Here is a 23,639-nt window from a genome sequence, read left to right on the forward strand (position 1 = left end):
TGGTTTATTTGCTGATGTTCCAGAACAGGGGCGCCGGTGCATCCAGCACGCCGTCTATGCCGCTGGACCATGCTGTCGGCACGAAATACTGGCCGATCGGAGCGTAGACACCTTCCTCATAAGCGATTTTCTGGATCTCGGCGGCGAGGCCTTGCTGTTCTTCCAGCGTTGGGGCTGTGGCATAGGAAATCCGCAATTCTTCCAGCTTGGGCACGTCCGGCCAGCCAAACCAACCCCCATCAGGGCCTTTGCCGTTAACCATGTTATTGACCAACGGGTTGAACACGTCCGCACCGACCCAATTGGTCATGAACATATGCCAGCCGCCATCTTCAATGGAGGCTTGGCTCGCGCGTTTACCTACCAGCGTCTGCCAGTCCATTGCCTGCAAGTCGACGACAAAGCCGGCATCCCGCATGGCCTGCGCGACCACAACGGGCTGCGTGCGAAGAGTGCCGACATCTGTGGGATGCATGATCACAATTGGCGTGCCGTCATAACCGGCATCCGCAAGCATTTGTTTGGCCGCTTCCATGCCATTGCCTTCCACCAGCGTTTTTGAACCGACATCGGAAGCAAGTGGCGTGTCGCAGACGAACATCGCGCCGCAAAGGTTATATAGCTCCGGATTGCCGACCAGCGCATCAAGCACATCTTTCTGGTTCACCGCAGCAATCGCCGCTTTGCGGATCATGACGTCATCCATTGGCGCATTCAACGTATTGGGGCGCATAATCGTTTGCATCCCAAGCGCGTTGAGGTTGCGCACGATAATCTCTTCGTTCAGTTCCAGGATTGGCAACAGATCCGACGGAGGGCTTTCCCAATAATCGATTTCACCGGCCTGAAGCGCATTGAATGCCGTTTGATCGTCCGGCATCACAACCCATTCTACGCGATCTACGTTCACAACCTTGCCACCTGATGCCCAGCTGGAGGGCTCATTACGCGGAACGTAGTCTTCGTTTTTCGCATATACCGCGATGACACCCGGCTGATATTCGTCCGCAACCCATACGAACGGGCCCGATCCGATCTGTTCCGGGATCGGTTCTGTTGACGGCGTTTCGGCCAGACGCTTGGGCATGATGAAGGGCACGTTCGATGACGGCTTTGCCAGGCTGTCGATCACAAGCCCGTAAGGTTCCTTGAGAGAAATCACAAACTCATTGGGCGCAGCGCCTTGGCTCATACTATCGACAAATGACATCAGGACCTGCCCCATGCCATCGCGCTCACCCCAACGTGCTACCGAGGCCGCTACGTCTTCGCCCGTGACTGGCGCGCCATCGTGGAATGCCAAACCGTCGCGCAGGGTGAATGTGTAGACCAAACCATCGTCTGACACGGTGTGACTTGCCACCATCTGCGGCTGTGGCACCAGATCACTGTCCAGCGCGTAGAGCGTGTCAAAGATCATATAGCCATGATTGCGGCTCATATATGCGGTGGTCATGATCGGATCCAGCACACGTAGGTCTGAATGCTTGACCGCCCGTAAGGTTTGCGCATCCGCCGCGCCGCTTACAAAGGCAAAAGTAGCCAGCGTTGCGGCAAGCAGTGACGTTCTCAGTCGCCCGGAGGGCAGTCGATTGAAATCAGTCATGTGGATCATCTTGAACTCCCGGTTGTTGATAATATGCGCCGGGCTCATGTCTCCCTTTTTGGCGCGGCTTGTATATGTGTTATGCAGCGTCCTGTGGTGTGAATGCGGCGCCCATCGGTTCCAGTCGCAGTCCCGGCGCAAGATTCCTGAACGGCAGGCTCGCAGGGCTCACGGGCATTGGACCAGGGGCGGTACAGGTCAGAATAGTTTCCGCGATAGGGTCGAAATCAGCGCGAAAATGCACTGAACTCTTGTTGACGAGGATCGCTTGTTGTTCCGGTTCGATGCCGACGAAGCGGTACATCTCACGGTCTGCCATCTGTGCTTTGTACGTGGTAACGACGATGCGGATGTCGTCGATCCTGAGGCACGCGGAAGGTCCCAGATCCAGCGGCGCACCGCCATAAAACGGGCCCTCTGCGATAAACTTGCCATCTGACAAGGTCTCGACCGTGAAGGTTGCCCGAAAGGGTGCATCGCCGGGAATGTTGGAAAATCCGCCAAGGGCGATGTCAATGCGGGCGCCGGCACCGGCTTTATGGGCCATTTCTGCCGCATTGGGATCGACCATGTTGCCAAGAGCCGCACGTTTGGCGCCCTGCGCGACCAAGGCACGCAACATCCCCGTGGTATTGGAATCGCCCCCCGCCCCGGGGTTGTCTTGCGTATCTGCAATGACCACGGGGCGCTTTGCCGTCTGCGCAATGCGCATCGCCTCAATGACGCCCGCGTTCGGGTCATAGGTGGTTCCGGCCAGCGCGGGTTCTGCATCCAGAACCGCGCGCTCTATTTGATCGGCTGCGCGTTCCGCATCAGCCTTCGCCTCTCCATAACAAACGATTGTTGGGCCGCAGCCGGGGAAATCCGCCGCCGGAAAGCCAAAAAAGAACGAGGCACTGGCGATTGCCCCCTCTTCGATCTCTGCGACCAGATCATAGATGCCCTTGCCAGGTTCAGCGCGCGTGCTCTGCCACGCTATCGGCACCAGAAACGGCAACCGCCGGAACGCGGAGGCGAATGGTTTGCCCCGAGTCATCAGAGCCTGCAGCTTTGCGGCCGCGCGGCTGCCTGTTTCTGCCATATCAACATGCGGGTAGGTACGGAACCCGACCAAAACATCAGCCGCATCAACCATCTTTTGGGTGATGTTGCCATGCAGATCGAGTGCCGCAACAATTGGAACATCCGGCCCAACCGTGTCACGCAGGCGCATCAGCAGTGCGCCTTCCCCATCGTCTTCATGTTCAGCCACCATGGCGCCGTGCAAGTCGATGAAAACGCCGTCGAGGTCTCCCGCCGCGGCAACGCCTGAAATAATCTCGTCGGTGATGCATTTATAGGCATCTTGGCACACATAGGCCGACGGAACAGCGCCAGCCCACAGGATTGGAACAATGTCCCACCCTGCCGATTCTGCGAAAAGAACGGCACCGCCAATTCCCAGATTGATATTGCGTGATTGCTCAATCAGCGCTGAACCGCGCGCCAAAGGCATGTACCCACCGCCCTGTAAGAAGTCAGCCATCCGCGCTTTGGTGGGCGCAAACGTGTTGGTTTCATGCAAAAACCCGGCAAGTGCCACGCGATCAGGCATTCTGTTCCCCAGCTCAGGCACTGATCCCAGTACCACGGTTTTCAACCCCATAGTATTGCAATGCAATACGCATACATCGTATACAAATCGTACGGCTTTGAGTGACCCTAAGTCAACGGGCGGACCTGAAGGAAGAACGGCCATGCCCAGAAACACGACGCGGGCAGAACATGGGCAGCGGGTATTGACCCGCGAAGATCGAGGTGGATCGCTGTTTGTTCAATCCGTGGAGAAAGCTATGGGCATCCTGTCAGCTTTTCACCACGCAGATGGCCCGCTGACCCTTTCAGAATTGGCGAACCTGGCGGAAATCGACCGCAGTGCAGCACAGCGCATGGTGCACACGTTGCGCACCCTGGGGTACATAAGACGTGACGCAGAGCGGCATGGGTTCCTGCCGGGGCTGCGCATATTGGATCATACGCTGGACTATTTGCGCCTTGATCCTCTGGTTCGACAATCGATGCCGGTGTTGCAGGAACTGCGCAAATCGGTACGCGAACGCGTGGATCTGTCCCTTTTCGACGGGCCGCGTGTTGTCTATGCCGTACGCTTGCAAACCACGCGTCAGACGCTCAATGCGTCATTGGTCGGACACAGCGTTCCCAGCTTTTGCAGTTCCGGGGGGTGGGCGATGCTGTCGCGATTATCGCCCGAAACCGCCCGCGACATCGTGGAACATTCTGACCGCCGCCCATTCACATCAGAAACAATCACCGAAGTCGATGACATTATGGCACGGATCGCCCAGACCCGGGCTGACGGTTATGCGCTCACAGTCAATCAGATCCTTTCCGGCGAGATCGCCGCCGCTTTTCCCGTCATGAACTCAAAAGGCGAACCTCTTGCCGCCATCCACATTGCCGGATCACTTGCCGATTGGACACCGCAAGACTATGCCCGCCGGGTTGTTCCATTAGGCCAACAAGCCGCCCGTACGATCAGCCAATACTGACCATTGCACACATTGTTTGATGAATACCCTCGGCCGCCCTCGCCTGAGTGTCCGCGCCCGTATTTCAGGCAAGATGCGGAACTGACGCATATCCGTGTGACCTGCGCCACATCTGTTCATTGTTGGGCATTTGCCGCGGCCCGCGTCAGTCGGAAATGGATCTATCTGTGGCGCAACACTGGGCCGAAACCGCCAGCCGCACATTTCTGCGCTGGTGATCTGATGCAGATCGGGCCTCGGCTTTTTCCTGATTGGCGCGATTTGACACCTAGAGGTAAGACCTGAGGCCAATGGGTAAAAACATGTGAACTGCGGTCGCACGCGGCAGACCTTGGCGCTGATCTATGAGCAAAGAAGAAGACCACTAGGTCAATAGTCCGGTGGCTCAAAAATGAAGATCACCGGCTTTTACGCAAGGATGAAGTGCATAGTGCACCGCTTTTCGATACCGCGAACAAGGCAAGGTTGAGAGTTCCGCAACGCTCGGCTTTGTGCCTCTGGCGAGCCCCCCAATAGTCTGCTTTTTTGCGTTTGTCGTGTTCCGTGCCCGATCACCATATTGGACCGCCAGCACTTTTGATCCGGCGACCACTAAAAATGCATTTTGGAGTATAACAAGCACGTGTAGATCAGTTCCGGCATGGATCGATCGTTCCCAAGGGCCACAAGAATACATCTTCGCGGTCTTGCGTTTTCACAACACAGGGTTTTGACCCTATGCCGTTAAGGCTAGCTGAGACCACTGGCGCAGAGTGTTAAGCGCCCAATGATGCCATCCAAGGCGCAACATAGAGTCAGAACAACCTAATCTTCCAACCTGTTCAATCCGCACCATCGCGCAATGAAAAGGGCCAGAATTACCGTCAGGTCACGCACAGATGCGAGCTCGACACGCTCATCAAATCCATGAATGTTCTCAGCCTTCGGACCAATGCAAAAGGCAGGTATATTGCAATAGAGGCCATAAAACCGCGTATCCGTCAAAGCGGTCATTTTGCGTTCCTTGAGGGACCGACCCGCTCCCTTTACCTGCGCATAGGCATCCTGCATTACGCCAAGTGCGGGATCTGCCTCAGGGCCAAGAACGTAGCCTTCGGCCTGAAATCCGTTCCAGACGACCTGTGCAGGACTATTCGACAAAAACGGATGGTCACGACAAGCGGCAGCAACGCAGGCTTCAATTTCAGCCTTGGCTTGCGCCAGGTCCTGCCCCGGCAAGACGCCCATGCGCAGATCGATATCGCACCATGCGGGCACACTGGACGCCCAATCGCCGCCCACGATCTTGCCTGCATTCAGGTTCAGAGGATGCGGTACATCCGCGTAAACCGGATCAGACGCCGCGCGCGCGTTCCAATCGGTTTCCAACTGCTCAAGCGCATGGATCAAATCGTATGCCGCCAGAATGGCATTGGACCCGTCCCGTGCCACGGCAACATGCACAGGCTTTCCGCGCACTTCCAGGCGAAACCACAGCGCGCCGATCTGCGCGCGGTTGATGGCAAAATCCGAAGGTTCCGGCAAGACAGCGACATCTGCCTGGTAGCCGCGCTGCAAGGTTGAAAGCGCACCCAGCCCCGTGCTTTCCTCTTCGATGACAGATTGAAAGTGGACGCGGGCGGCGGGCTCGAACCCTGCCTGTCGCAATGCATCAAGCGCGAATAGAGCAGCAACCGTCCCAGCCTTCATGTCGCCTGCGCCGCGCCCATGCATCCACCCTTCCTTTATGACGGGATCGAATGGGGGATGGGTCCACATCTCCACGGGACCAGTGGGAACCACATCAAGATGCCCTTGCAGGATCAATGAACGGCCCTTGGTTCTTTTGGGATGGTGCGTTCCGACAACGCTGCGTGCCCGCGAGAAATCACCATGGATCGCGCCATATCCGCTCAAGTGTTCCAGATCCGCTGTTCTGATCGTCCAGTCATCCACCTTGTAGCCTCGCGCGCCAAGCGCGGCGGCGATGAAATCCTGCGCGGGACCTTCCTGAAACCGCAGACTGGGAATGGCCACAAAATCCGCCAGGAACCGGGTCTGGGTCTCGAAATCCGCATCGACCGAACGGGTGATCCGCTGGATTGTCTGTGCACCAAGTGGTGCTTGGTCGGGCTCGGGTGACATGAGTGCTCTTTTTGGTTGGTTGCACCACCTTCAAATGCACCGACCCCGTCGTCAAGACCGATCCGATGGTGGTGGTCAACGCAAGATGCACCTGCTACCGACGGTATCAACCGCATCAGATGAGTGCGCTGCAAGTCGCTGAACGCGAGGGAACATGAAGACGCACGCCTCCCTAATCACCGGGTTCAGGCAAATCTGGCAACGGCAAAGCCCGGCAATGCTTGGCATCATCCTGATGTGTCTATCAACGGTTGCCTTTTCGATCATGCATGGGTTAGTGCGTTTTGTGTCTGATGTCTTGCCGCCGTTTCAGATTGCGTTCTTTCGCAATATATTCGGCTTGCTGTTCCTATTGCCCCTTCTGATGCGTTCGCGTTTTGCCGTTTTACGCACGCAGCGGATCGGATTGCATGCGTTGCGCGGTGCGATCAATATTGTGGCGATGCTGATGTTCTTCACCGCGCTCTCCATATCACCGCTTGCGAAAGTCACTGCGCTCAGCTTCACCGCACCGATATTCATGGCTGTTCTCTCTGTTCTGTTCTTGGGAGAACGCTTCCGCATCTTTCGATGGCTTGCCATCTTGATGGGGTTCAGCGGTATGCTGATCATTCTGAGACCGGGGTTTGTCGCCATAGACGCTGGCGCATTGCTGACGACAGGCGCCGCCGGACTATGGGCGGTCGCAATGTTAATCATAAAGCTACTGTCGCGCACGGAATCGGCCCTTACAATCGTTGCCTACATGGGAATCTTTCTGGGGGCGTTCTCTATCATTCCAGCGCTCTGGGTTTGGCAACCCTTTGGGCTTGAAACACTTGGATGGCTGCTTCTGATTGGCCTTTCCGGCACCATCGCACAGATGTCGTTGAGCCAGGCATTGAAGGAGACCGACCCCACAGCGCTGATGCCTTTCGATTTTCTCAAACTGATTTGGACCGCCCTGATCGGAGCGTGGTTCTTTACCGAAATACCCGACATCTTCACATGGATCGGCGCGGCGGTGATCTTTTCCTCGGGCCTTTTCATCGCGCTGCGCGAACGACGTGCCGAGCGCTTGAGAAAGCGAGCTTAACAGGCGCTTGTCGTGGTGTTCTGCGTCGTATTGTTAGTCTTCAACTGCCCGAACGAGGGTCATATCCGGCGCTTTGATGTGTCGACGGGCGGCCACTAGCAAACAGCCTCCGAAGTGGCATAAATCAATTTGAAAAGGCTAACCTGAGAGAGTCAGCATGTTTAGGTATCATTAAAATCCTCCTTGGCGGCCTGCTGCTTGTACGACGGCGGCCGGGGGGGGGTATAAACACATGCACGCATTGCTGAAGATAACATAATCGATACCGTACTGTGGTGCGAAACTCCGTTAGATGAAACGATCACGAAAACTGACGCCATGACGCGGTTCGGCTGACGCGCGCCCCGGCCCGGTCCGGTTTGACCCGGACGGGGTAAGATGGCTGGACGATACAACACGCGAACACCGGCCGGCTGGTTCTGCCATTCACAGGTATTTTGATTGGTCAGATTGCAGGGGCCCGCAAGGTCGCTGAAGCCATCTATTCAGATTTGGAGATGGGCCAATATGCCCGTAACCAGATGGCCAAACAGACGTCATTCGTTGACAGTTGAGTGAGTTGTTCGGTCCGCGTCAACGGTTGTTCGCAGTCTTAAATGAACAGAACTGCAAACACACTGACGGGCGCAACCAACCTGTTCACAACGTGTCATTTGCAAAGGCTTTGGCGCCCAATGGTCTGCAGCGCCCGGTTTCTGGAGTATCCCACCAAAAATCGCGTATTTCGCCACGAAGATTCCGCCGATCTGATCAAGGCAGTTCTCGCGCAGGACAGTATAGCGGTCTGAGATTCACGTTTTGCCCTCATCGATGTCCAATGGGCGATCAGTGTGGGACTGCTAAACAGTGATATTCCTGACGTCTGCGGGATGACGCGGCGCGCGAGATATGCGGCCGAACATACAGGCGAGAGGCAGGGACTTTTGCATCAAAGCTATACTGGTGGCGGCTGTCCTTGCCGCAGGTGATCGCGGCGTATCGGTAACGCTGTCGCGCGACGATGCTTATCGAGGCCACAAAGGCCCGTTTGAAAGGGCCATTTCCGACACAATGGCCGACCCTGTGACGGGTTTTCTGTTCTCCACGCTGGCACTGCAGCTATGGCGGTCTCCGTCTACGCAGGCGCGGTAGCCCAGCTTGCGACGAATTACGCAATCAAAGTGCTTTGAGCGCCAACAGACCGCGTCGGACACATGGATTCAAACCCGGACGCCGCCCTTTGAAGCTCTTGACATGCGCCACGCGGCCAGTGCGCGATCAATCATCTGGGCATCACCGAAGGCCTGTTGCGAGCAGTGAAATGCAGATGGCTCAAAGGGCCAGTCCGACCCACTTTGGCTACAACCCCGATGTGCCCAAATTTGCGTATGAACTGGATGCGGACAAAGCGATTGCCGCAGCCAACCCTGATCTGTCGGCGACCATGGCAATGCTGGCCATGGCGTTCGTGATTAATCGAGGGATCGCTCAGGCGCTTAAACCAATGCGGAATCAGGCAGGTTTTGGCATTTCACTCAGTGGGCGAATTCCCGGCTCATCCAGGCACTGTGCGTTCGGATTGGCCTGAAAAAAGCACATGGAGTTTTGGCCCTCGGTCATACAAAGGTCAGGGTGCGGATGGCATCACCGATCCGGCGCCGTATTCCACAAATAGCCAGAGCCATGTAAACATGCCCGAGTTGGAGGTCTTGCTGCAACAGGCTCATGCGTCACGTGAGGTCAAAGTACGTCAGGCCGCCGGGAACAGGGTCCATCACATTATGCGCAGAGCTTCGACACCTTTTCGCTCCAACAGATTGCCTCTATCATTGGGGCATCCGCAAAATAGTGTTTTGAGCCTGAAGCATAGGAACGGAAGTTCCTCCATCGCGTGAGCCGGTCGGAACAAATGCTTCGGTTTCTGCTGCAACACGGCGGACTGGCGCTTGTCGTGTTTTTCAGTGCGATGCCTCAGGTGTTCTTTACCAGCGCCTCACCTGTTACACGACGCCCCTGCTGCTGCCCAAAACGTCCATGCAGGCGGATACCAAAAGCACGTGCGCAGCATTAGGGCTCGACGGTCAAAACTAGACGTAATACTCCGTTTTTATGAAGTAAATCAAATACTAAGTCCGTGGCCGAACTCTATTAAAAACTTCTTAGTCCAGGATATAATTGTTAATCGCACATCCGAGACACCACAAATGGCAGGGTCGCATTTTGCGTAGCACCGCGTATGGGTCTACTATTGAAGCTGTTGATCACCTTGACGCGGGGCCGTGCCGAGCCGCGCTGTATCATGGGTCTGACTTTGGCCTGTCAGACGATGCTGGCGCTCTGTTTGTGGATCATGATGATCCCTGTTTTTGGTGTCTGGTTGCACTGGCTCCCGTCTCTGGGCAACGGCGCGCATCCGTCCTGGCATGCCCTCCATCGCGCCTGATCCGCTGTCCTTGGTCACCAACGTGAGAATTGCATAGTTCGCAGTCATCGACGCGTTTAGCAAAGACGACGCGCACTCACGGCGTTCACACGGGTCGGCCAGTGCAAATCGATCTGATAGGTATTGCGCCGGTCAATATCATTTTGATCAAGGCGTATAAAATTTCATAGCTTCTGGTGCGTAACGTGATTGACTAAACGGGTTTAACCGGTCGGGTCATCCAATGTTATTTGCGACGTGTCTGAGCATCACGCCCGCGTATCAAACTAAGCCAACGCGGGCGATTTCAAAACCATTTTCGACGCAACGCGCTTTGCGAACCACTTGCCAAAAGACCACAGACAACAATGACAGTCGCGCCCAAGACTGCGCGTGGTGATACGGTTTCGCCAAAGATGAAATAGCCCACCACAAGTGCAAAAAGGATCCGCACATAGGGAAACGTGGCAAGCGCTGATACCTCGCCAAACCTGTAGGCCTCAACAGTGAAAAGCATGCCCACCGTGGCAAGTGTTCCCGCCGCAACCAGCACTCCAAAATCCGAAAACCCAAGATCGTGCCAGCCCACAAGGGCTGCGGGCGTCGTCCCAAGACTGGCCACCAGCCCGATCCAGAACATGATTGTCGCTGTATGTTCTGTGCGCGCAAGCACCCGGTTTTGAAAGATCAGGATCGCCGCAACAAATGCGGAGCCTATACCAAACAATACACCTGTATCGACGGCTAATCCGGCAACCTCACTGGCAAGCATGACCCCGGCAAATCCCATCACAGCGGTCAGCCAACGCAAAATGCCAATGCTTTCCCCCAGGACAAAGGGGGCCATTGTCACCGCAAACAGGGATGTGGTGAACGTCAGTGTGGAGGCGAGCGCCAAGTCAAGTCTCTGAAAACTCGCGTAGTACAACCACCAGCACAGAAGGCTGGTCAGGCCGCGCAGCATCAGTTTTGGCCACCCTGCAGAATGAAATAAAGCGGGATTCTTGACGCCAATCCACAGTGCAACAATCACCAATTGGCACAGGGATCGGAAAAAAATGATCTGCGAGAAAGGAACATCGGGGGAGAGGAAACGCAACAGGGTGACATCCGCTGTAAAGGCGGCAGCTGCCGCGATCAAAAGGGCAGCGCCATAACGATTGTTCATGGCAGGCTGCAGTGTCACTTGCGCTTGAAGGGGGTAAAAGCGTCCGTCGGGATGTCGCCAATCAGGTGCATGATCCGCACCCATGCGGTCAGACCGTCAGAGATTGATGAGAGACGAAAAAACTCATTCGGTGCATGAAAGTTCTCATCTGACAGGGCAAAGGAGAACATCACCGTATCCAGTCCCAGCACCCGGCTGACGATTTCCGTCAGCGGAAGCGATGCGCCAATACGCACTTTCAGAGGCACCTGATCTGTCGTTTGCTCAAGCGCGCTGACCGCAGCACCGAGCAGCGGATGATCGACAGGTACATGATAGGCACCACCCTGCCCGCGATCCCCATAGATCTCCAGTGTCGCGACATCCGGCAGCAGGGATTTGAGGTGATCCATCACCGCTTGTTTTGCGTGACTTGGATCCTGCCCGGGCACCAGCCGCATTGTCAGTTTCGCAAAGGCTTCGTTGGGGATCACGGTCTTGGACCCCGCACCGGTATACCCGCCCCACATGCCATTGACGTCCAGTGTGGGCCGCACCCAAAGACGTTCCAGCGTGGAATATCCCGCCTCGCCCATCGGTTTGGCGGCAATCGCTGCAAATGCGCTTTCCTCATCATATGGGATATCCGCGATCTCTTCACGTTCTGCCTGAGTGGGTTCTGTGACACCATGATAAAAACCGGGCGCTGCCACACGCCCCTTCGCGTCATGCAGACCAGCAATAAGGCCAGACATGACATGCAGCGGATTGGCCACGATCCCGCCATAGCGCCCGGAATGTAAATCCTGCCCTGCGGTCTGAACCCGGATTTCAAACCCGGCATTCCCTCGCGAGCCGACATTCAAGGAGACCAGATCAGGCCGCCAGCGCGCACCATCCGCAGATAAAACAGCATCAGCGGCCAAGAGTTCGCGATGTGTTTCCAATATCCCAGGCAAAGAAGGTGAACCGGTTTCTTCCTCGCCTTCGATCAAAAGCTTGACGTTGATCGGTAATTTGCCATCCACCGCAACAAATGCCGCCAGCGTTTCAAGGGCGATGATCATCGGGGCCTTATCGTCAGAAATCCCCCGTCCATAGAGCCTGTCGTTCTCTTGCACGACTTCAAACGGCGGCGTGTTCCACTTCTCCACGGGATCGGCGGGCTGCACATCATAGTGAGCATAAACCAGCATCGTGGGCTTGCCGGGCGCATCCATGCGCTGCGCAAAGATCGCGGGCTGGCCGCTGCCATCGGCCGGTGTCAGGCGCTGTCGGTTTTCAAACCCTATGGCATCAAGGCGGGCCTCGATATGGCGACGCGCATCTTCCATCCCTTGGGCCATCTCGGGATCCGCGCCCACCGAAGGGCATGCGACAAGCGTTTTCAGAAAGCGGATCAACTGCGGTTGTTGCGCGAGGGCGTATGTCAGGATGGGATCGGTCATTGGCGCCTCGTTCAGGTAATGCCGCCATCAACGCTCAAAATCTGGCCCGTGATCCACGCGGCCTCTTCCGAGGTCAGAAAGGCCGCAGCAGCTGCTATGTCTTCGGGAGCCCCAAGCCTGCGCGTATGGATACGTTCGATCAACCGCGCCTGACCCTCAGGTCCGTAAGCCGCCCATTGGCGACGCGTCGCGGGATTGGACAGAATAAATCCGGGCGCGATTGAATTGACAGTAATTCCATGTTGACCCAGCTCGAGGCTCAGCTGTTTCGTCAGCCCGACAAGCGCATGTTTGGCGGCCGTGTAAGCATGAATGCCGGTCAAGCTGGGACGCAAGCCGGCACCTGAGCTGATTGTGACAATCCGCCCCCACCCTGCGGTCTTCATATCCGGAACCAAGCATTGGGACAGATAGAGGGTGGCATCCACATTCACCGCAAAAATGCTATGCCATGCATCCGGGTCAACCTCCTCGAGCGGTGTGCCAACTTGCTGGCGCACCCCTCCTGCGGCATTGACCAAAATATCGGGCGCACCGTGGGCCGCTTTGATGTCGTGCACCATGGATGTGACCGACGCAGGATCTCCCAAATCACCTGAAACGGCCGGCAATCCAAGTTTACCTGCAACGTCCGCCAAGGCCTCCCCCGGCAGGTCGCTGACAATCACGCGGGCGCCATCACTGGCCAGACGCGCCGCAATGGCGGTACCGATCCCGCCGACAACACCCGTCACAAGCGCTGTTTTAGCGCTCATGTCAGCACCTTGGTCAATTCGTGAAACGTCTCAGATGACATGTCGCGGCGGCCCTCTTCGATATCATGGATCAGCTCCACCAGACGCAGCAGCAGTGGCGTCTCAATACCGTGGCGCGCCGCGATAGCCGCCACAGCGCCAACCTGAGGGTCGACTTCGGTTTTTCGCTTACGCACGGCTAAATCTCGATAAATGCCGGTATGAGTCTTGGCGGTTTTGGAATTGAATGTCGCGAGATCTGCAAGGCTTTGGGCAGCCGCCGCATCATCTGCATCCGGCATGAAAGCTTTAGGTTCAAAACCATTGAAAGGTTTGGGATCAACGCCTTCTGCAACCGCGGCGCGCATCACTTCGCGCGCCAGCCCCATCAACGCAGGCCCCCGCAAAGGATCAGCAAAATTGGCTGTCATACTGTCAGGTGTCAGTGCTGTTGCAAACAACATCGCGCCATAGCCCAGTTTGCCCCAGAGATACGCCCAGATATCCGGCGTCAGAACGGCGTCCGGCTCAAATACCTGCAATAATTCATGCATCTCTGATGTTCGCGCGCGGATCACGCCATCAAGCTCTCCCACCACAACCGCTCCGCGGTTTCCAAACAGGATGCGCCCCGGCCCGGTCCAATCGGCCCCATAGTTCACGAACGCCCCCATGGTCCGCTCAGCGCCCACATGCGCGGCAATGGTGTTTTCATTCAGTCCATTCTGCGCGGAAAGGACAAACCCTTCTGGATGCAGATGCGGTAGCAGTTGCATCATAGCTGTTTCAGTTGCCTGCGCTTTTACCGCCAACACGACCTTTCTGTAGGTGCCGCTCAATTGCGCAGGCGTGACGCAGGGAACGATTTGCGTGAAGTCTTCGACCGGCCCGTGGATGCTCAAACCTTCCGTTGAACAGGCAGCGGCATGCTCGGGAACAATATCGACCATCTGAACCGGTATGCCCGCCCGCATCCAATAGGCGCCCAAAATGCCGCCAATGGCACCTGCGCCCCAGATCAGAACCGGTTCAGCCATCGCCAATGGCCGCCCATGGGCCCTCAAGTGCAGCGCGGGTTTCCATGACGCCGGCCTCCCAAATCGTCGACATATCCGCATCAGAGCGTTGCCAAGGCCCGCCAAACGAACCATCGCCAAGGATGTCGCGCACTAAAGCCGGAGGTGAGGCTTTCATCACGTCCATATCAACCGCCTGTTTTTGGCCATCAGGCGCCGCGGCATGCGCCAGCCGGGTCCATGGGAAATTTTCCATCCAATTTGCGTGTGATCCGCTGGAGTCTATGGATTGGATCGTGGCCCATGTTTGCGGTGCGTTCCACCAGTTGTGAAACTTGATCGACATATCTTCATGCGCCACCATGAGTTCCTGCGCCAGCGCACCCACCGGGTTGTTGCCCCCGTGACCGTTGACGATCAAGACCCGGCGGAACCCGGCACGATGCAGGGACGTTACCACGTCCCGGATCACGGCCATCAATGTTTCAACCTTTAAACTGATGGTGCCCGGATAGGCCGTGAAATAAGGGGCGAGACCATAAGGCATGACCGGAAAAACCGGAATGCTGAGCGGCTCTGCCGCGTCAATCGCGACCTTTTCGGCCAAAATCATGTCAACGCAAAGTGAGAGTTGCGCGTGTTGCTCGGTCGAGCCGATGGGAAGGATGCACCGTGTATCGCGCGCCGCCGCGGCCTCAACGTCGCGCCAGTTCATATCGGCTATTTTCATTGCAGTTTTCCTTTGTTCCGGGCACTCGGTTCTGGTGCGGTTTCAGGCGGTAAATCACCGGCCCAATCCTGCGCGGCAAGCACGACCTTTGACATCAGTTCAGACAGCATCTGACGTTCGCCATCTGACAAAACCTTCAACATTTCCCGCTCCTGCGCTTCAAACATCGGGCGGGTCTCGTGGATCAGTGCCCAGCCTTTCTGAGACAAATGCAGCGCTTGGCGACGTCCACCACCGGGGGCTTTGGTGCGGGCCTCGATCAGCCCCATCAGTTCCAGTCGCTTGATGGCGCGGCTCAGAGTGTTTTTGGGAAATCCCGACGTGCGCGACACATCGCGGGCACTGCCGCCATCCGACAGCGCAAGCGAATAAAGCACCACATATTCCGGGCGCTTCAACCCGAACGCATCCTGAATCCAGCTGTAGAGAGGCGTGTTATAGAGCAACGCAAGATAATTTATGCGGAACGTAAAGGGGCAAGGATTGGCCCATAGTTTCGCCTCCAGCATGTCCGGGCTTGGTGTTACGTGCTGTTTGCCGAATTCTTCATCGTCTGCAGCCTGTGACCCTGACATACCTCTGGTATTCCCCTGCTTCGCGACAGTGAGTTCCAAATTGAACTTGACTGGCCCCATTATCTCGACCCATTCTGGGAAAGCAAGTTCCAAATGGGACTTAAAATAAGCAACAACATAAGGATGAGGGTTGCTGCCTCCTCCAGAACGGGAAGGGAAAATCATGAAGCTCCAGAAATTCCTAACACCCCTGGCTTTTGCTTTGGGACTGACGGCGGCGGGTGCTGCATCGGCTCAAACGCTGACCATGGGCGTGCGCGGCGGACCTGAATCAATGGATCCGCATTTCTCCGCACTCGGACCCCATGCTGAGGCCGCCAAACACATCTTTGACACGCTGGTATGGTCCGGCACGGATTTACAGATCGAACCGGGCCTTGCCACGAGCTGGACCCCGGTGGACGAGGACACCTGGGAATTCAAACTGCGCGAGGGCGTGAAGTTTCACGATGGCTCAGATTTTGACGCTGAGGATGTGAAATTCTCGATTGAACGCATTCCGGTTGTGACCGGGCCGACGACAACGGCTATTTACGTGCGGCGCGTGGCAAGCGTGGAGATCATTGATCCCTATACAATCCACATCAACACGGACGGTCAGGCGGCGACATTGCCAAATGATTTCATTCGCCTGTTCATCGTTTCATCCGAAGCCGCCGCAGATTTTTCAACGCCAGAGACCGCAGCTGAAGGGTTCAACTCAGGCGCTGCCACCATCGGGACCGGCCCTTACAAATATGTAGGTTGGGAACCAAAAGGCGATTTGGTGCTGGAACGAAACGATGATTACTGGCGCGGGATGGGCGCATGGCAAACGGTGATCCGCAAGGAAATTCCGAATGACAGTTCTCGTCTGGCGGCGCTGAAGGCCGGACAGGTCGACGTTATCAACTATGTGTCTTCTGTGGATTATCTCGCGCTGGAGCGGGATTCAAACATCGACGCAGTCAAAGGCGACAGCGTTTACATCATGAACCTGCAACTAGACCAACGTGCGGACACGCCACTGGTGCGGGCCATTGATGGCTCTGATCTGGATGAAAATCCGTTTCGCGACCTGAAGGTGCGCCAAGCCATTGATCACGCCATTGATCGGCAAACCATGGTGGATATTGTGCTGGAAGGTCTCGGCAAACCCGCCAATCAGATGATGCCTCCGGGCTTCTTCGGATCCAGCGAGAGCATTCCAATGCCTGAGTATGATCCGGCAAAAGCCAAGGCTTTGTTGGCCGAGGCCGGATATCCAGATGGGTTTCAGGTCGATCTCTACTGCACCGCAGACCGCCTGCCGGGCGATGGTGCGATCTGTCAGGGTCTGGGTCAAATGCTGACGCAGGCCGGGATCAAAACCAATGTGAATGCGATTTCCAAAACGGTCTATTTTCCGGCACAGGCGCGTCTTGAGTATTCGATGTTCATGAACGGCTGGGGCACCTTGACGGGTGAGGCCTCTTACACGCTGGGTGGTCTGGCGCATACCAACAACCCGGACGTCAAACTGGGCGCCTACAACCGTATCGAATACACCAACGATGACGTGGATAAGCTGTTGCAAACCGGGGCACAGATGATGGATGCCGATGAGCGGCGCGCAACCTATGAACAGGCCATGGAAAAAGTAATGGCAGACAAGGCCTATATCTCCCTTGTGCAGCTTCAAACGGTCTGGGGTGCCAAAGCGGGTATGTTGCAATTTGATCCGCGTTTTGACGAAGATACGCTTGCATTTTTCATCACACCCGCGTCCTGATCGCGTCACATGACATTGGGCTGGGCGGCTGATCGGCCGCCCGGTCTTCGTTTTGCCGCAACGGAGAGCTGATGCTCGGGTTCATCATCCAGCGATTTTTGCAGGCCATCATGGTTATGGCTGTAATGTCAGTGATCGTTTTCTGTGGGGTCTATGCCATCGGCAATCCCATCGACATCGTGATCCCGCCCGAAGCGACGCAAGACATTCGCGAAGAAGCCATCCGTCGGCTCGGCCTCGATCGCCCCCTCTATGAACAGTACTTTATATTTATAACCAATCTGTTACAGGGCGATCTTGGGCGGTCATTCGTCTACAATATCCCTGTGCTGGAACTGATTGGCGGACGCTTGCCGGCAACGCTTGAACTGGTTTTAATCTCGGTTATTTCGGCCACCGTTCTCGGCGTGAGCCTTGGCATTTACGCAGGCTACAAGCCCGACAGCTGGGTGTCCAAAACGATCATGGCTGTCTCTGTCTTGGGTTTTTCTGTCCCCTCTTTTTGGGTCGGGCTGATCCTGATCCTGTTTTTTGCGGTGAATTTGGGCTGGTTGCCCGCCGGAGGGCGCGGCGAGACCGTCATGATCTGGGGCGTCGCATGGTCCTTTCCAACCCTGAATGGCCTCTCTCACATCATGCTGCCCGCCATCAACCTTGCCCTGTTCAAACTGGCGATGATGATCCGTCTGGCACGTGCAGGCACGCGCGAGATTATGTTGACCGATACCATCAAATTCGCCCGCGCCGCGGGCATCTCCGAGGGCACAATATTGCGCCGCCATTTGCTTAAACTCATCTCCATCCCGATCATCACGGTTTTCGGACTTGAGCTGGGATCGACGCTGGCATTTGCGGTTGTGACGGAAACGATCTTCTCCTGGCCCGGTGTGGGCAAATTGATCATCGACAGCATCAGCGTGCTCGACCGCCCCGTCATGGTCGCCTACCTGATCCTTGTGGCGTTTTTGTTTGTGACCATAAACTTTGTGATCGATCTGGTGTTTGCCCTGATCGATCCACGCGTGCGTCACGGAATATCTGCATGAGCGATAACAGCACGCCGATGAGCCGTTTCTGGGCGGAGTTCCGGGAAAACAAGATCGCACTTGTAGCTTTGATCGTCGTTTGCATCCTTATTCTGCTGGCGGTTTTTGCGCCGCTTGTCTCACCCCAAAACCCCTACGACCTCGCCAATCTATCGTTGATGGATTCTCGTCGACCGCCCGGTTTTGTCGGTTCTGGCGGGTATACGCATCTTTTGGGGACCGATCCACAAGGCCGCGATCTGCTATCTGCGATCTTTTACGGGTTACGCATTTCCATTCAGATCGGGCTTGCTGCGGGGTTTGTGTCCCTCACCATCGGCACCGCGCTCGGCATCACCGCCGCCTATGTGGGGGGGCGACTGGAGTCCCTGATCATGCGGTTGGTGGACCTGCAATTGTCTTTCCCCGCCATCCTGTTGGCATTGGTCATTGTTGCCCTCTTGGGACAAGGCAAAGCGCAGCTCATCGGGGCCCTCGTCGCCGCGCAATATGCCTATTTCGCGCGCACCGCATACGGCGCCGCCAAGGCAGAGCGCGGTAAGGATTACATTGAAGCAGCCCTTGCAACACCACTCAGCGGACGGCTTGTGGTGTGGCGTCATCTGCTGCCCAATTGCACACCTCCGCTGATCGTTGTGGCCACCGTGCAAATTGCCAACTCGATATCGCTCGAAGCCACGCTGAGCTTTCTCGGCCTGGGCCTGCCCGTCACGGAACCATCGCTCGGCATGCTGATTTCAAATGGATTTCCCTATATGATGAGCGGTCGGTACTGGATTTCTGTCTATCCCGGCATTGCGCTTATCATCCTGATCGTTGCGATCAACATCGTCGGAGATCAGGTACGCGACCAGAACAATCCAAGGTTACGCAAATGAGCGATCCTGTCCTCAGCGTCAAAAATCTGAGCACGCATTTCTTTACCCGCGCAGGTATCGTGAAAGCAGTGGATGGCGTGTCTTTTGATCTCGCTCAGGGAGAGATCATGGGTCTTGTGGGGGAAAGTGGTTCGGGAAAAACCGTAACCGGATTTTCCCTTCTGGGGTTGGTTGATCCACCGGGGCGCATTGTGAAAGGTTCAGTAAAGCTCAACGGGACGGAACTGACTTCACTCACTGAGACCGCATTGCGCGCCCGTCGCGGTCGGGAGATCTCGATGATCTTTCAGGACCCCATCGCCACGCTGAACCCAATGCTGACCATTGGTCAACAGATGAAACTGGCCATTGAGGCCCATGAGCGTCTGAGCAGCCGCGCATCTGCTGTACGAGCGGCTGAATTGCTGACACAGGTCGGCATTCCCGCAGCCTCCGCACGGTTGCGCGCCTATCCTCACGAATTCTCCGGCGGGATGCGCCAACGTGTGGCGATTGCCATTTCTTTGTTGCACCGCCCCGCCGTCCTTGTCGCAGATGAGCCAACGACGGCGCTTGATGTTTCAATTCAAGCGCAAATCCTGTTTCAGATGCGCGATCTCGCCCGCGAAACCGGCACGGCGATGATCTGGATCAGCCATGATCTTGCGGTGGTCTCAAGCCTCGCCAGCAAACTGGCCGTCATGTATGCGGGCAGGATCGTTGAACAGGGCCCAACCGCTGACTTGCTCCGCGATCCCCGCCATCCCTATACTGCGGGCCTGATCGCCTCCCTGCCCGCGTCCGGCCGACCACGCACCGCCCTCACCCAAATCCCCGGCACCACGCCGTCTTTGATGTCTTTGCCACCCGGCTGCCCGTTTGCACCGCGTTGTGACCGCAGGACCGACGCATGCAACGATGCGCCTGAAATGGCCATGGAAAGCGCGCGCGGATGGCGTTGTTTTCACCCGGTGGGACGTGACGCAGAGGTCTCCGCATGAGCGCGTTTGTGCAAATTGACAAGGTAAGCCGACTGTTTGGCCCCAACCTCTCAACAGGTGAAAAGATCGCCGCAAAACTGGGCGCGCAAGTCGAAACCCGGTCGGTGCGCGCCGTTTCTGATGTTTCGTTGACGCTCAACAAAGGTGAAACGCTGGGACTGGTCGGTGAATCCGGATGTGGCAAATCGACGTTGGGCCGCGTTATCTCAGGGATCCTGCCCCCCACCACCGGCACCGTTTCAATTGACGGCGCGGCGGTCATGGCAGACGGCAAAAAGGTGACCACGCGCGTGCAAACCGTCTTTCAGGACCCTTTTGCGAGCCTAGATCCACGGATGAAAGTCGGCGATACGGTTTCAGAAGGGCCTATAGCTCACAGTCTGACAACCAAGTCATCCGCCCGCAGTTATGTCGCTGACTGGTTTGACCGGGTTGGGCTGGACCCCACTTGGGTTGATCGCTATCCGCATCAGTTTTCCGGCGGACAGCGCCAGCGCATTGCCATCGCCCGTGCGCTTGCGATGCAACCTGATGTTCTGATCTGCGATGAGCCGGTCGCCTCACTTGATGTGTCGATACAGGCGCAGATCATCAACTTGTTTCTACAACTGACGCGTGATCTGAAACTGACCAGTGTTTTCATCAGTCATGATCTGAGCGTTGTTCAGCATGTCAGCGACCGCGTGGCTGTTATGTATCTGGGCCGGATTGTAGAAATTGGGCCTGTTGCGCAAGTTTTTGATAGGCCTGCCCACCCCTATACGGCCGCACTATTTGGCAGTGTACCGAAACTGGTGTTGGATGCGGACGAATTGGTGCGTTTTGATCCGATTGAAGGTGAAGTTCCCTCGCCATTGGCGCCACCGACGGGGTGCTATTATCATCCGCGTTGCCCGCTTGCGCAGGGTCCCTGCAGCGCGTCACAGCCGACTATGGAGCCCCTGTCGGACCTGCGCGCCGTGGCCTGCCATCATTTTGAAATGCAGCTGGCCCAAAAAGAACGGGCGTGATCGGCGCGATTTTCGGCACGTTGCGATTCGCAGGCAGGTTCTTGGTTGCAGATCCTGCCGATCATGCGACCGCGGATCACAACGCGGCCGCTTGGACCCATTGTTCAACGAAGTGCCGCGATCGTGGCCGCCACCGTGCTCACAGCCGCCACATTCTGCATGCCATATTCGATTGAGGCGCGATGCCAGTCCGCATTCATTGTCGAACAAGCATCTTCGGGCACGATCATCCGAAACCCTTTGTCCGCCCCCGTGCGCGCCGTGTGCTCGACACTCATGTTCGTCCAACTGCCCGTATTGATAATTGTATCCCTGCCCCCGCCATGCAGATAGGCTTCAAGCCGTGAGGTTTCCCAAGCGGACATGCTCATCTTTTCGACAATCAAATCACCGGGCTTCGGTTCCAGCCCCGGCACTGGCGCCACGCCCCATGTGCCGCGCACGAGCGCCTTGTGTTCCGCCAGACCCTGTTGCAGTGGCGCGTGTTGGCACAGATACGGCGCGCCGGGTTCCAGAACCATCCAGACATGGATGATCATCACCCCCTTTGCGCGCGCCGCATCAGCAAGTTTTGCGACATTGCTCACAACGTTCTGTTGTCGCGCGTGATCAGGCGAACCGGTAAAGGCAAAGGCGCCCCCATCCATCATCACATCGTTTTGCAGATCCTGAATGATCATCGCCGCTCTTTTACCCTCAATGGGATCCACCGACGTTTGAACCATCGCGCTTTGCACCTGTGTCGTGCCCGTCGGTGTGTCTCGCGGTGACAGGGCGTGTGGGCTCATAAAGGGTTCAGGCCGACCCGTTGTTTTGGTGTCAAGCGCATAAAGTCCGGTGCTGGCGCAGACATAAAGCGTGTTCCACCCCTGCCCGCCCCAATGCATATTGGCGGTTTTCTCGGGGACCGCGATCTTGCCTATCAGTGCGCCATAGAAATCATAAACCCAAAGACCGCCGGGGGCCGTCACAAACAGATTGCCCTTGTCGTCAGCCTTCATGCCATCCGGCACACCTTCAAGCTGGCTGTCCTTGATGCCGCTGGCGAAGAGACGCCCGTTTACCAACCGCCCATCAGCGGCCACATCAAACATGCGAATATTGGCCTGATCCGTGTCATTCACCCACATCCAGCGCTGGCAGGGACTGAAAGTTAACCCATTGGGTTGGCTGAACATGTAGCGATCTGTGACGAGTTGCGGCTCATCTCCAGGCGCATGACCGGGCGGGATGCGGTAAACGCCTTGAAACCCTTGCTGGACAGGACGCGGCACGCCAAAATGTTCAAGACGGCCATACGTCGGATCGGTAAAGTAGATCGACCCGTCATTGCCAACAACGATATCATTGGGAGAGTTGAGTTCCTTGCCCTCAAAGTGCGAGCACAAAACGGTGCGGGTCCCGTCCGGCGCGATCCGCACAACGGAGCTGGTGGCATGTTCGCAGATCAATAAATTGAGCTGCGCGTCATAGGTCATACCGTTGCCCTTTTGCGAGGGGCGAGCAATTTCGGTGATGTCGCCGCTGGTCGGGTCATACCTGCGCCGCACATCCCCCGGCATATCCGAAAAGATCAGATCGCCATTGACCGGGTGCCACAGTGGGCCTTCGGTAAAGATGAACCCCGATCCAATCTGGCGCACCGGGGCGTCCAGATCAATGATCTGGTGAAAGGCATCCTGCAGTGCTGTATGTGCCATGATGCGACCTCAGACCGCAAACCAAGGACGATCAGGCAGCGTTTCCGTCATTGGACCGGGTACGGTCATGCCCAAACGTCCAACCACTTTCTGACGTTCGATTTTGGCAGGCTTGTCATGGATCGGCAGCAAGAACGTGTAGTTGTTCAACAGCTTTTTGATCGCGCCTTTTTCTTCGCGTTTGGACTGGGAATGGTTCCCTGTCACGCGTGGCTCCATCCAGTTGTTGGTGTGCACATGGTTCACGATTTGGTCGTTGAAGTCATAAATCACATCCCCGCAAATGCAGGCCAATCCCTCGGCGGTTTCCACGATCACGTTCATCGACCCTTCGGTATGCGCACCCGCATGTTCACACCACACACCGGGAATGATCTCTTCGGCGGTGGTGATGTCCAGATCCAGAAAGCGGATCGCTTCAGGCTCGTAAATGCGATCTACGAGGTGCTTGATATCGGGCTTGGGGTATTGCGGAAACATGATACCGGACACGGAAAACTCCATCTCGCGCCGGTTCAAAACCACCGTTGTGTTCATGGGGAAAAGATCATCCTTGCCGGCATGATCGATGTGCAAATGGGTGTGCAGGATATACCGGATATCACCCAGTTTCAGGCCATGTTTTGCCAGTTGTTGTTCGATCATGTTCTCATGGAATTGCAACCCGCGCATGCCGAGGCTTTCCATGATCGCATTGTCGCGGTAGCCGGTATCCACAAGCACGGGGTATTCACCGCCGGTGATCAAGAAGCCGTAGACCGGTACACGGCGGACGCGCCCGCACTCATGCCCGAGCACCAGAAAGCTGGTTTCCAATTCGATGTCGCCATAATCCAGAATGTGAATTTGCAAGGCCATGTAGGTTCCTCC

Annotated in this window: 21 protein-coding genes; 9 read left to right on the forward strand and 12 right to left on the reverse strand. The window is 56.4% G+C overall.

Annotated features, from left to right (window positions below; all coding sequences use genetic code 11):
* Positions 1-4: 4 nt before the first annotated feature.
* Together R8G34_01095 and R8G34_01100 are read right to left on the reverse strand one after the other, a co-directional pair.
* Positions 5-1,654: an ABC transporter substrate-binding protein gene (locus R8G34_01095; GenBank protein MDW3221479.1), complete on the reverse strand. Its 1,650-nt coding sequence runs from the start codon at positions 1,652-1,654 to the stop codon at positions 5-7.
* A gap of 31 nt (positions 1,655-1,685) precedes the next feature.
* On the reverse strand, positions 1,686-3,200 hold the full coding sequence (locus R8G34_01100; protein MDW3221480.1) for a M81 family metallopeptidase: 1,515 nt from the start codon (positions 3,198-3,200) through the stop codon (positions 1,686-1,688).
* 142 nt (positions 3,201-3,342) lie between these two features.
* On the opposite strand from R8G34_01100, the gene R8G34_01105 reads away from it, so the two are divergent.
* Positions 3,343-4,155 (forward strand): IclR family transcriptional regulator, encoded by an 813-nt coding sequence (locus tag R8G34_01105; protein MDW3221481.1) that lies wholly within the window; start codon positions 3,343-3,345, stop codon positions 4,153-4,155.
* A gap of 804 nt (positions 4,156-4,959) precedes the next feature.
* Here R8G34_01105 and R8G34_01110 read toward each other — a convergent pair.
* Positions 4,960-6,279 (reverse strand): ArgE/DapE family deacylase, encoded by a 1,320-nt coding sequence (locus R8G34_01110; GenBank protein MDW3221482.1) that lies wholly within the window; start codon positions 6,277-6,279, stop codon positions 4,960-4,962.
* Positions 6,280-6,496: 217 nt separating this feature from the next.
* Between R8G34_01110 and R8G34_01115 the strand changes: the two genes are divergently transcribed.
* The 3 genes from R8G34_01115 (at position 6,497) to R8G34_01125 (ending at position 8,921) form a co-directional block, all read left to right on the forward strand.
* The gene (locus tag R8G34_01115; protein ID MDW3221483.1) at positions 6,497-7,354 is read left to right on the forward strand and encodes a DMT family transporter; all 858 of its coding nucleotides are present in this window, start codon (positions 6,497-6,499) and stop codon (positions 7,352-7,354) included.
* A gap of 942 nt (positions 7,355-8,296) precedes the next feature.
* Positions 8,297-8,485 (forward strand): hypothetical protein, encoded by a 189-nt coding sequence (locus R8G34_01120; protein MDW3221484.1) that lies wholly within the window; start codon positions 8,297-8,299, stop codon positions 8,483-8,485.
* A gap of 169 nt (positions 8,486-8,654) precedes the next feature.
* Complete coding sequence (locus R8G34_01125) at positions 8,655-8,921, forward strand: hypothetical protein (protein MDW3221485.1); 267 nt, start codon at positions 8,655-8,657, stop codon at positions 8,919-8,921.
* Between the two features lie 657 nt (positions 8,922-9,578).
* Here R8G34_01125 and R8G34_01130 read toward each other — a convergent pair.
* The 7 genes from R8G34_01130 to R8G34_01160 form a co-directional block, all read right to left on the reverse strand.
* The gene (locus R8G34_01130; protein MDW3221486.1) at positions 9,579-9,824 is read right to left on the reverse strand and encodes a hypothetical protein; all 246 of its coding nucleotides are present in this window, start codon (positions 9,822-9,824) and stop codon (positions 9,579-9,581) included.
* Positions 9,825-10,062: 238 nt separating this feature from the next.
* On the reverse strand, positions 10,063-10,923 hold the full coding sequence (locus R8G34_01135) for a DMT family transporter (protein MDW3221487.1): 861 nt from the start codon (positions 10,921-10,923) through the stop codon (positions 10,063-10,065).
* Between the two features lie 14 nt (positions 10,924-10,937).
* Entirely contained in the window at positions 10,938-12,350 is a 1,413-nt protein-coding gene (locus tag R8G34_01140; protein ID MDW3221488.1) for a M20/M25/M40 family metallo-hydrolase, read from the reverse strand.
* 11 nt (positions 12,351-12,361) lie between these two features.
* Entirely contained in the window at positions 12,362-13,105 is a 744-nt protein-coding gene (locus R8G34_01145) for an SDR family oxidoreductase (protein MDW3221489.1), read from the reverse strand.
* Positions 13,102-14,121: a 2-dehydropantoate 2-reductase N-terminal domain-containing protein gene (locus R8G34_01150; protein ID MDW3221490.1), complete on the reverse strand. Its 1,020-nt coding sequence runs from the start codon at positions 14,119-14,121 to the stop codon at positions 13,102-13,104. Before R8G34_01150 ends, R8G34_01145 begins: the two co-directional genes overlap by 4 nt.
* Positions 14,114-14,830 (reverse strand): creatininase family protein, encoded by a 717-nt coding sequence (locus R8G34_01155; protein ID MDW3221491.1) that lies wholly within the window; start codon positions 14,828-14,830, stop codon positions 14,114-14,116. The genes R8G34_01150 and R8G34_01155 overlap by 8 nt, the downstream gene beginning before the upstream one ends.
* Entirely contained in the window at positions 14,827-15,405 is a 579-nt protein-coding gene (locus R8G34_01160) for a MarR family winged helix-turn-helix transcriptional regulator (GenBank protein MDW3221492.1), read from the reverse strand. The genes R8G34_01155 and R8G34_01160 overlap by 4 nt, the downstream gene beginning before the upstream one ends.
* A 163-nt stretch (positions 15,406-15,568) precedes the next feature.
* Here R8G34_01160 and R8G34_01165 point away from each other — a divergent pair, with 163 nt between their 5' ends.
* From R8G34_01165 to R8G34_01185, 5 genes are all read left to right on the forward strand, one after another.
* Positions 15,569-17,155, forward strand: a complete 1,587-nt coding sequence (locus tag R8G34_01165; protein ID MDW3221493.1) for an ABC transporter substrate-binding protein — start codon at positions 15,569-15,571, stop codon at positions 17,153-17,155.
* Between the two features lie 71 nt (positions 17,156-17,226).
* Complete coding sequence (locus R8G34_01170; protein MDW3221494.1) at positions 17,227-18,201, forward strand: ABC transporter permease; 975 nt, start codon at positions 17,227-17,229, stop codon at positions 18,199-18,201.
* On the forward strand, positions 18,198-19,079 hold the full coding sequence (locus R8G34_01175) for an ABC transporter permease (protein ID MDW3221495.1): 882 nt from the start codon (positions 18,198-18,200) through the stop codon (positions 19,077-19,079). The genes R8G34_01170 and R8G34_01175 overlap by 4 nt, the downstream gene beginning before the upstream one ends.
* Positions 19,076-20,059: an ABC transporter ATP-binding protein gene (locus R8G34_01180; GenBank protein ID MDW3221496.1), complete on the forward strand. Its 984-nt coding sequence runs from the start codon at positions 19,076-19,078 to the stop codon at positions 20,057-20,059. The genes R8G34_01175 and R8G34_01180 overlap by 4 nt, the downstream gene beginning before the upstream one ends.
* Positions 20,056-21,069, forward strand: a complete 1,014-nt coding sequence (locus R8G34_01185; GenBank protein MDW3221497.1) for an ATP-binding cassette domain-containing protein — start codon at positions 20,056-20,058, stop codon at positions 21,067-21,069. The genes R8G34_01180 and R8G34_01185 overlap by 4 nt, the downstream gene beginning before the upstream one ends.
* A 104-nt stretch (positions 21,070-21,173) precedes the next feature.
* On the opposite strand, the gene R8G34_01190 is transcribed toward R8G34_01185, so the two are convergent.
* Together R8G34_01190 and R8G34_01195 are read right to left on the reverse strand one after the other, a co-directional pair.
* Positions 21,174-22,769, reverse strand: a complete 1,596-nt coding sequence (locus tag R8G34_01190; GenBank protein ID MDW3221498.1) for an isochorismatase family protein — start codon at positions 22,767-22,769, stop codon at positions 21,174-21,176.
* Between the two features lie 9 nt (positions 22,770-22,778).
* The gene (locus R8G34_01195; GenBank protein MDW3221499.1) at positions 22,779-23,627 is read right to left on the reverse strand and encodes an N-acyl homoserine lactonase family protein; all 849 of its coding nucleotides are present in this window, start codon (positions 23,625-23,627) and stop codon (positions 22,779-22,781) included.
* Positions 23,628-23,639 lie beyond the last annotated feature (12 nt).

The sequence above is a fragment of the Paracoccaceae bacterium genome, assembly GCA_033344815.1.
Classification (GTDB): domain Bacteria; phylum Pseudomonadota; class Alphaproteobacteria; order Rhodobacterales; family Rhodobacteraceae; genus Roseobacter.

Bases quoted from the DNA above. Each gene is read 5' to 3' on its own strand.
- R8G34_01095 (MDW3221479.1), bottom strand. From the start codon at position 1,654: ATGAGCCCGGCGCATATTATCAACAACCGGGAGTTCAAGATGATCCAC.
- R8G34_01100 (MDW3221480.1), bottom strand. From the start codon at position 3,200: ATGCCTGATCGCGTGGCACTTGCCGGGTTTTTGCATGAAACCAACACG.
- R8G34_01105 (MDW3221481.1), top strand. From the start codon at position 3,343: ATGCCCAGAAACACGACGCGGGCAGAACATGGGCAGCGGGTATTGACC.
- R8G34_01110 (MDW3221482.1), bottom strand. From the start codon at position 6,279: ATGTCACCCGAGCCCGACCAAGCACCACTTGGTGCACAGACAATCCAG.
- R8G34_01115 (MDW3221483.1), top strand. From the start codon at position 6,497: ATGCTTGGCATCATCCTGATGTGTCTATCAACGGTTGCCTTTTCGATC.
- R8G34_01125 (MDW3221485.1), top strand. From the start codon at position 8,655: ATGCAGATGGCTCAAAGGGCCAGTCCGACCCACTTTGGCTACAACCCC.
- R8G34_01130 (MDW3221486.1), bottom strand. From the start codon at position 9,824: ATGACTGCGAACTATGCAATTCTCACGTTGGTGACCAAGGACAGCGGA.
- R8G34_01135 (MDW3221487.1), bottom strand. From the start codon at position 10,923: ATGAACAATCGTTATGGCGCTGCCCTTTTGATCGCGGCAGCTGCCGCC.
- R8G34_01140 (MDW3221488.1), bottom strand. From the start codon at position 12,350: ATGACCGATCCCATCCTGACATACGCCCTCGCGCAACAACCGCAGTTG.
- R8G34_01145 (MDW3221489.1), bottom strand. From the start codon at position 13,105: ATGAGCGCTAAAACAGCGCTTGTGACGGGTGTTGTCGGCGGGATCGGT.
- R8G34_01150 (MDW3221490.1), bottom strand. From the start codon at position 14,121: ATGGCTGAACCGGTTCTGATCTGGGGCGCAGGTGCCATTGGCGGCATT.
- R8G34_01155 (MDW3221491.1), bottom strand. From the start codon at position 14,830: ATGAAAATAGCCGATATGAACTGGCGCGACGTTGAGGCCGCGGCGGCG.
- R8G34_01160 (MDW3221492.1), bottom strand. From the start codon at position 15,405: ATGTCAGGGTCACAGGCTGCAGACGATGAAGAATTCGGCAAACAGCAC.
- R8G34_01165 (MDW3221493.1), top strand. From the start codon at position 15,569: ATGAAGCTCCAGAAATTCCTAACACCCCTGGCTTTTGCTTTGGGACTG.
- R8G34_01170 (MDW3221494.1), top strand. From the start codon at position 17,227: ATGCTCGGGTTCATCATCCAGCGATTTTTGCAGGCCATCATGGTTATG.
- R8G34_01175 (MDW3221495.1), top strand. From the start codon at position 18,198: ATGAGCGATAACAGCACGCCGATGAGCCGTTTCTGGGCGGAGTTCCGG.
- R8G34_01180 (MDW3221496.1), top strand. From the start codon at position 19,076: ATGAGCGATCCTGTCCTCAGCGTCAAAAATCTGAGCACGCATTTCTTT.
- R8G34_01185 (MDW3221497.1), top strand. From the start codon at position 20,056: ATGAGCGCGTTTGTGCAAATTGACAAGGTAAGCCGACTGTTTGGCCCC.
- R8G34_01190 (MDW3221498.1), bottom strand. From the start codon at position 22,769: ATGGCACATACAGCACTGCAGGATGCCTTTCACCAGATCATTGATCTG.
- R8G34_01195 (MDW3221499.1), bottom strand. From the start codon at position 23,627: ATGGCCTTGCAAATTCACATTCTGGATTATGGCGACATCGAATTGGAA.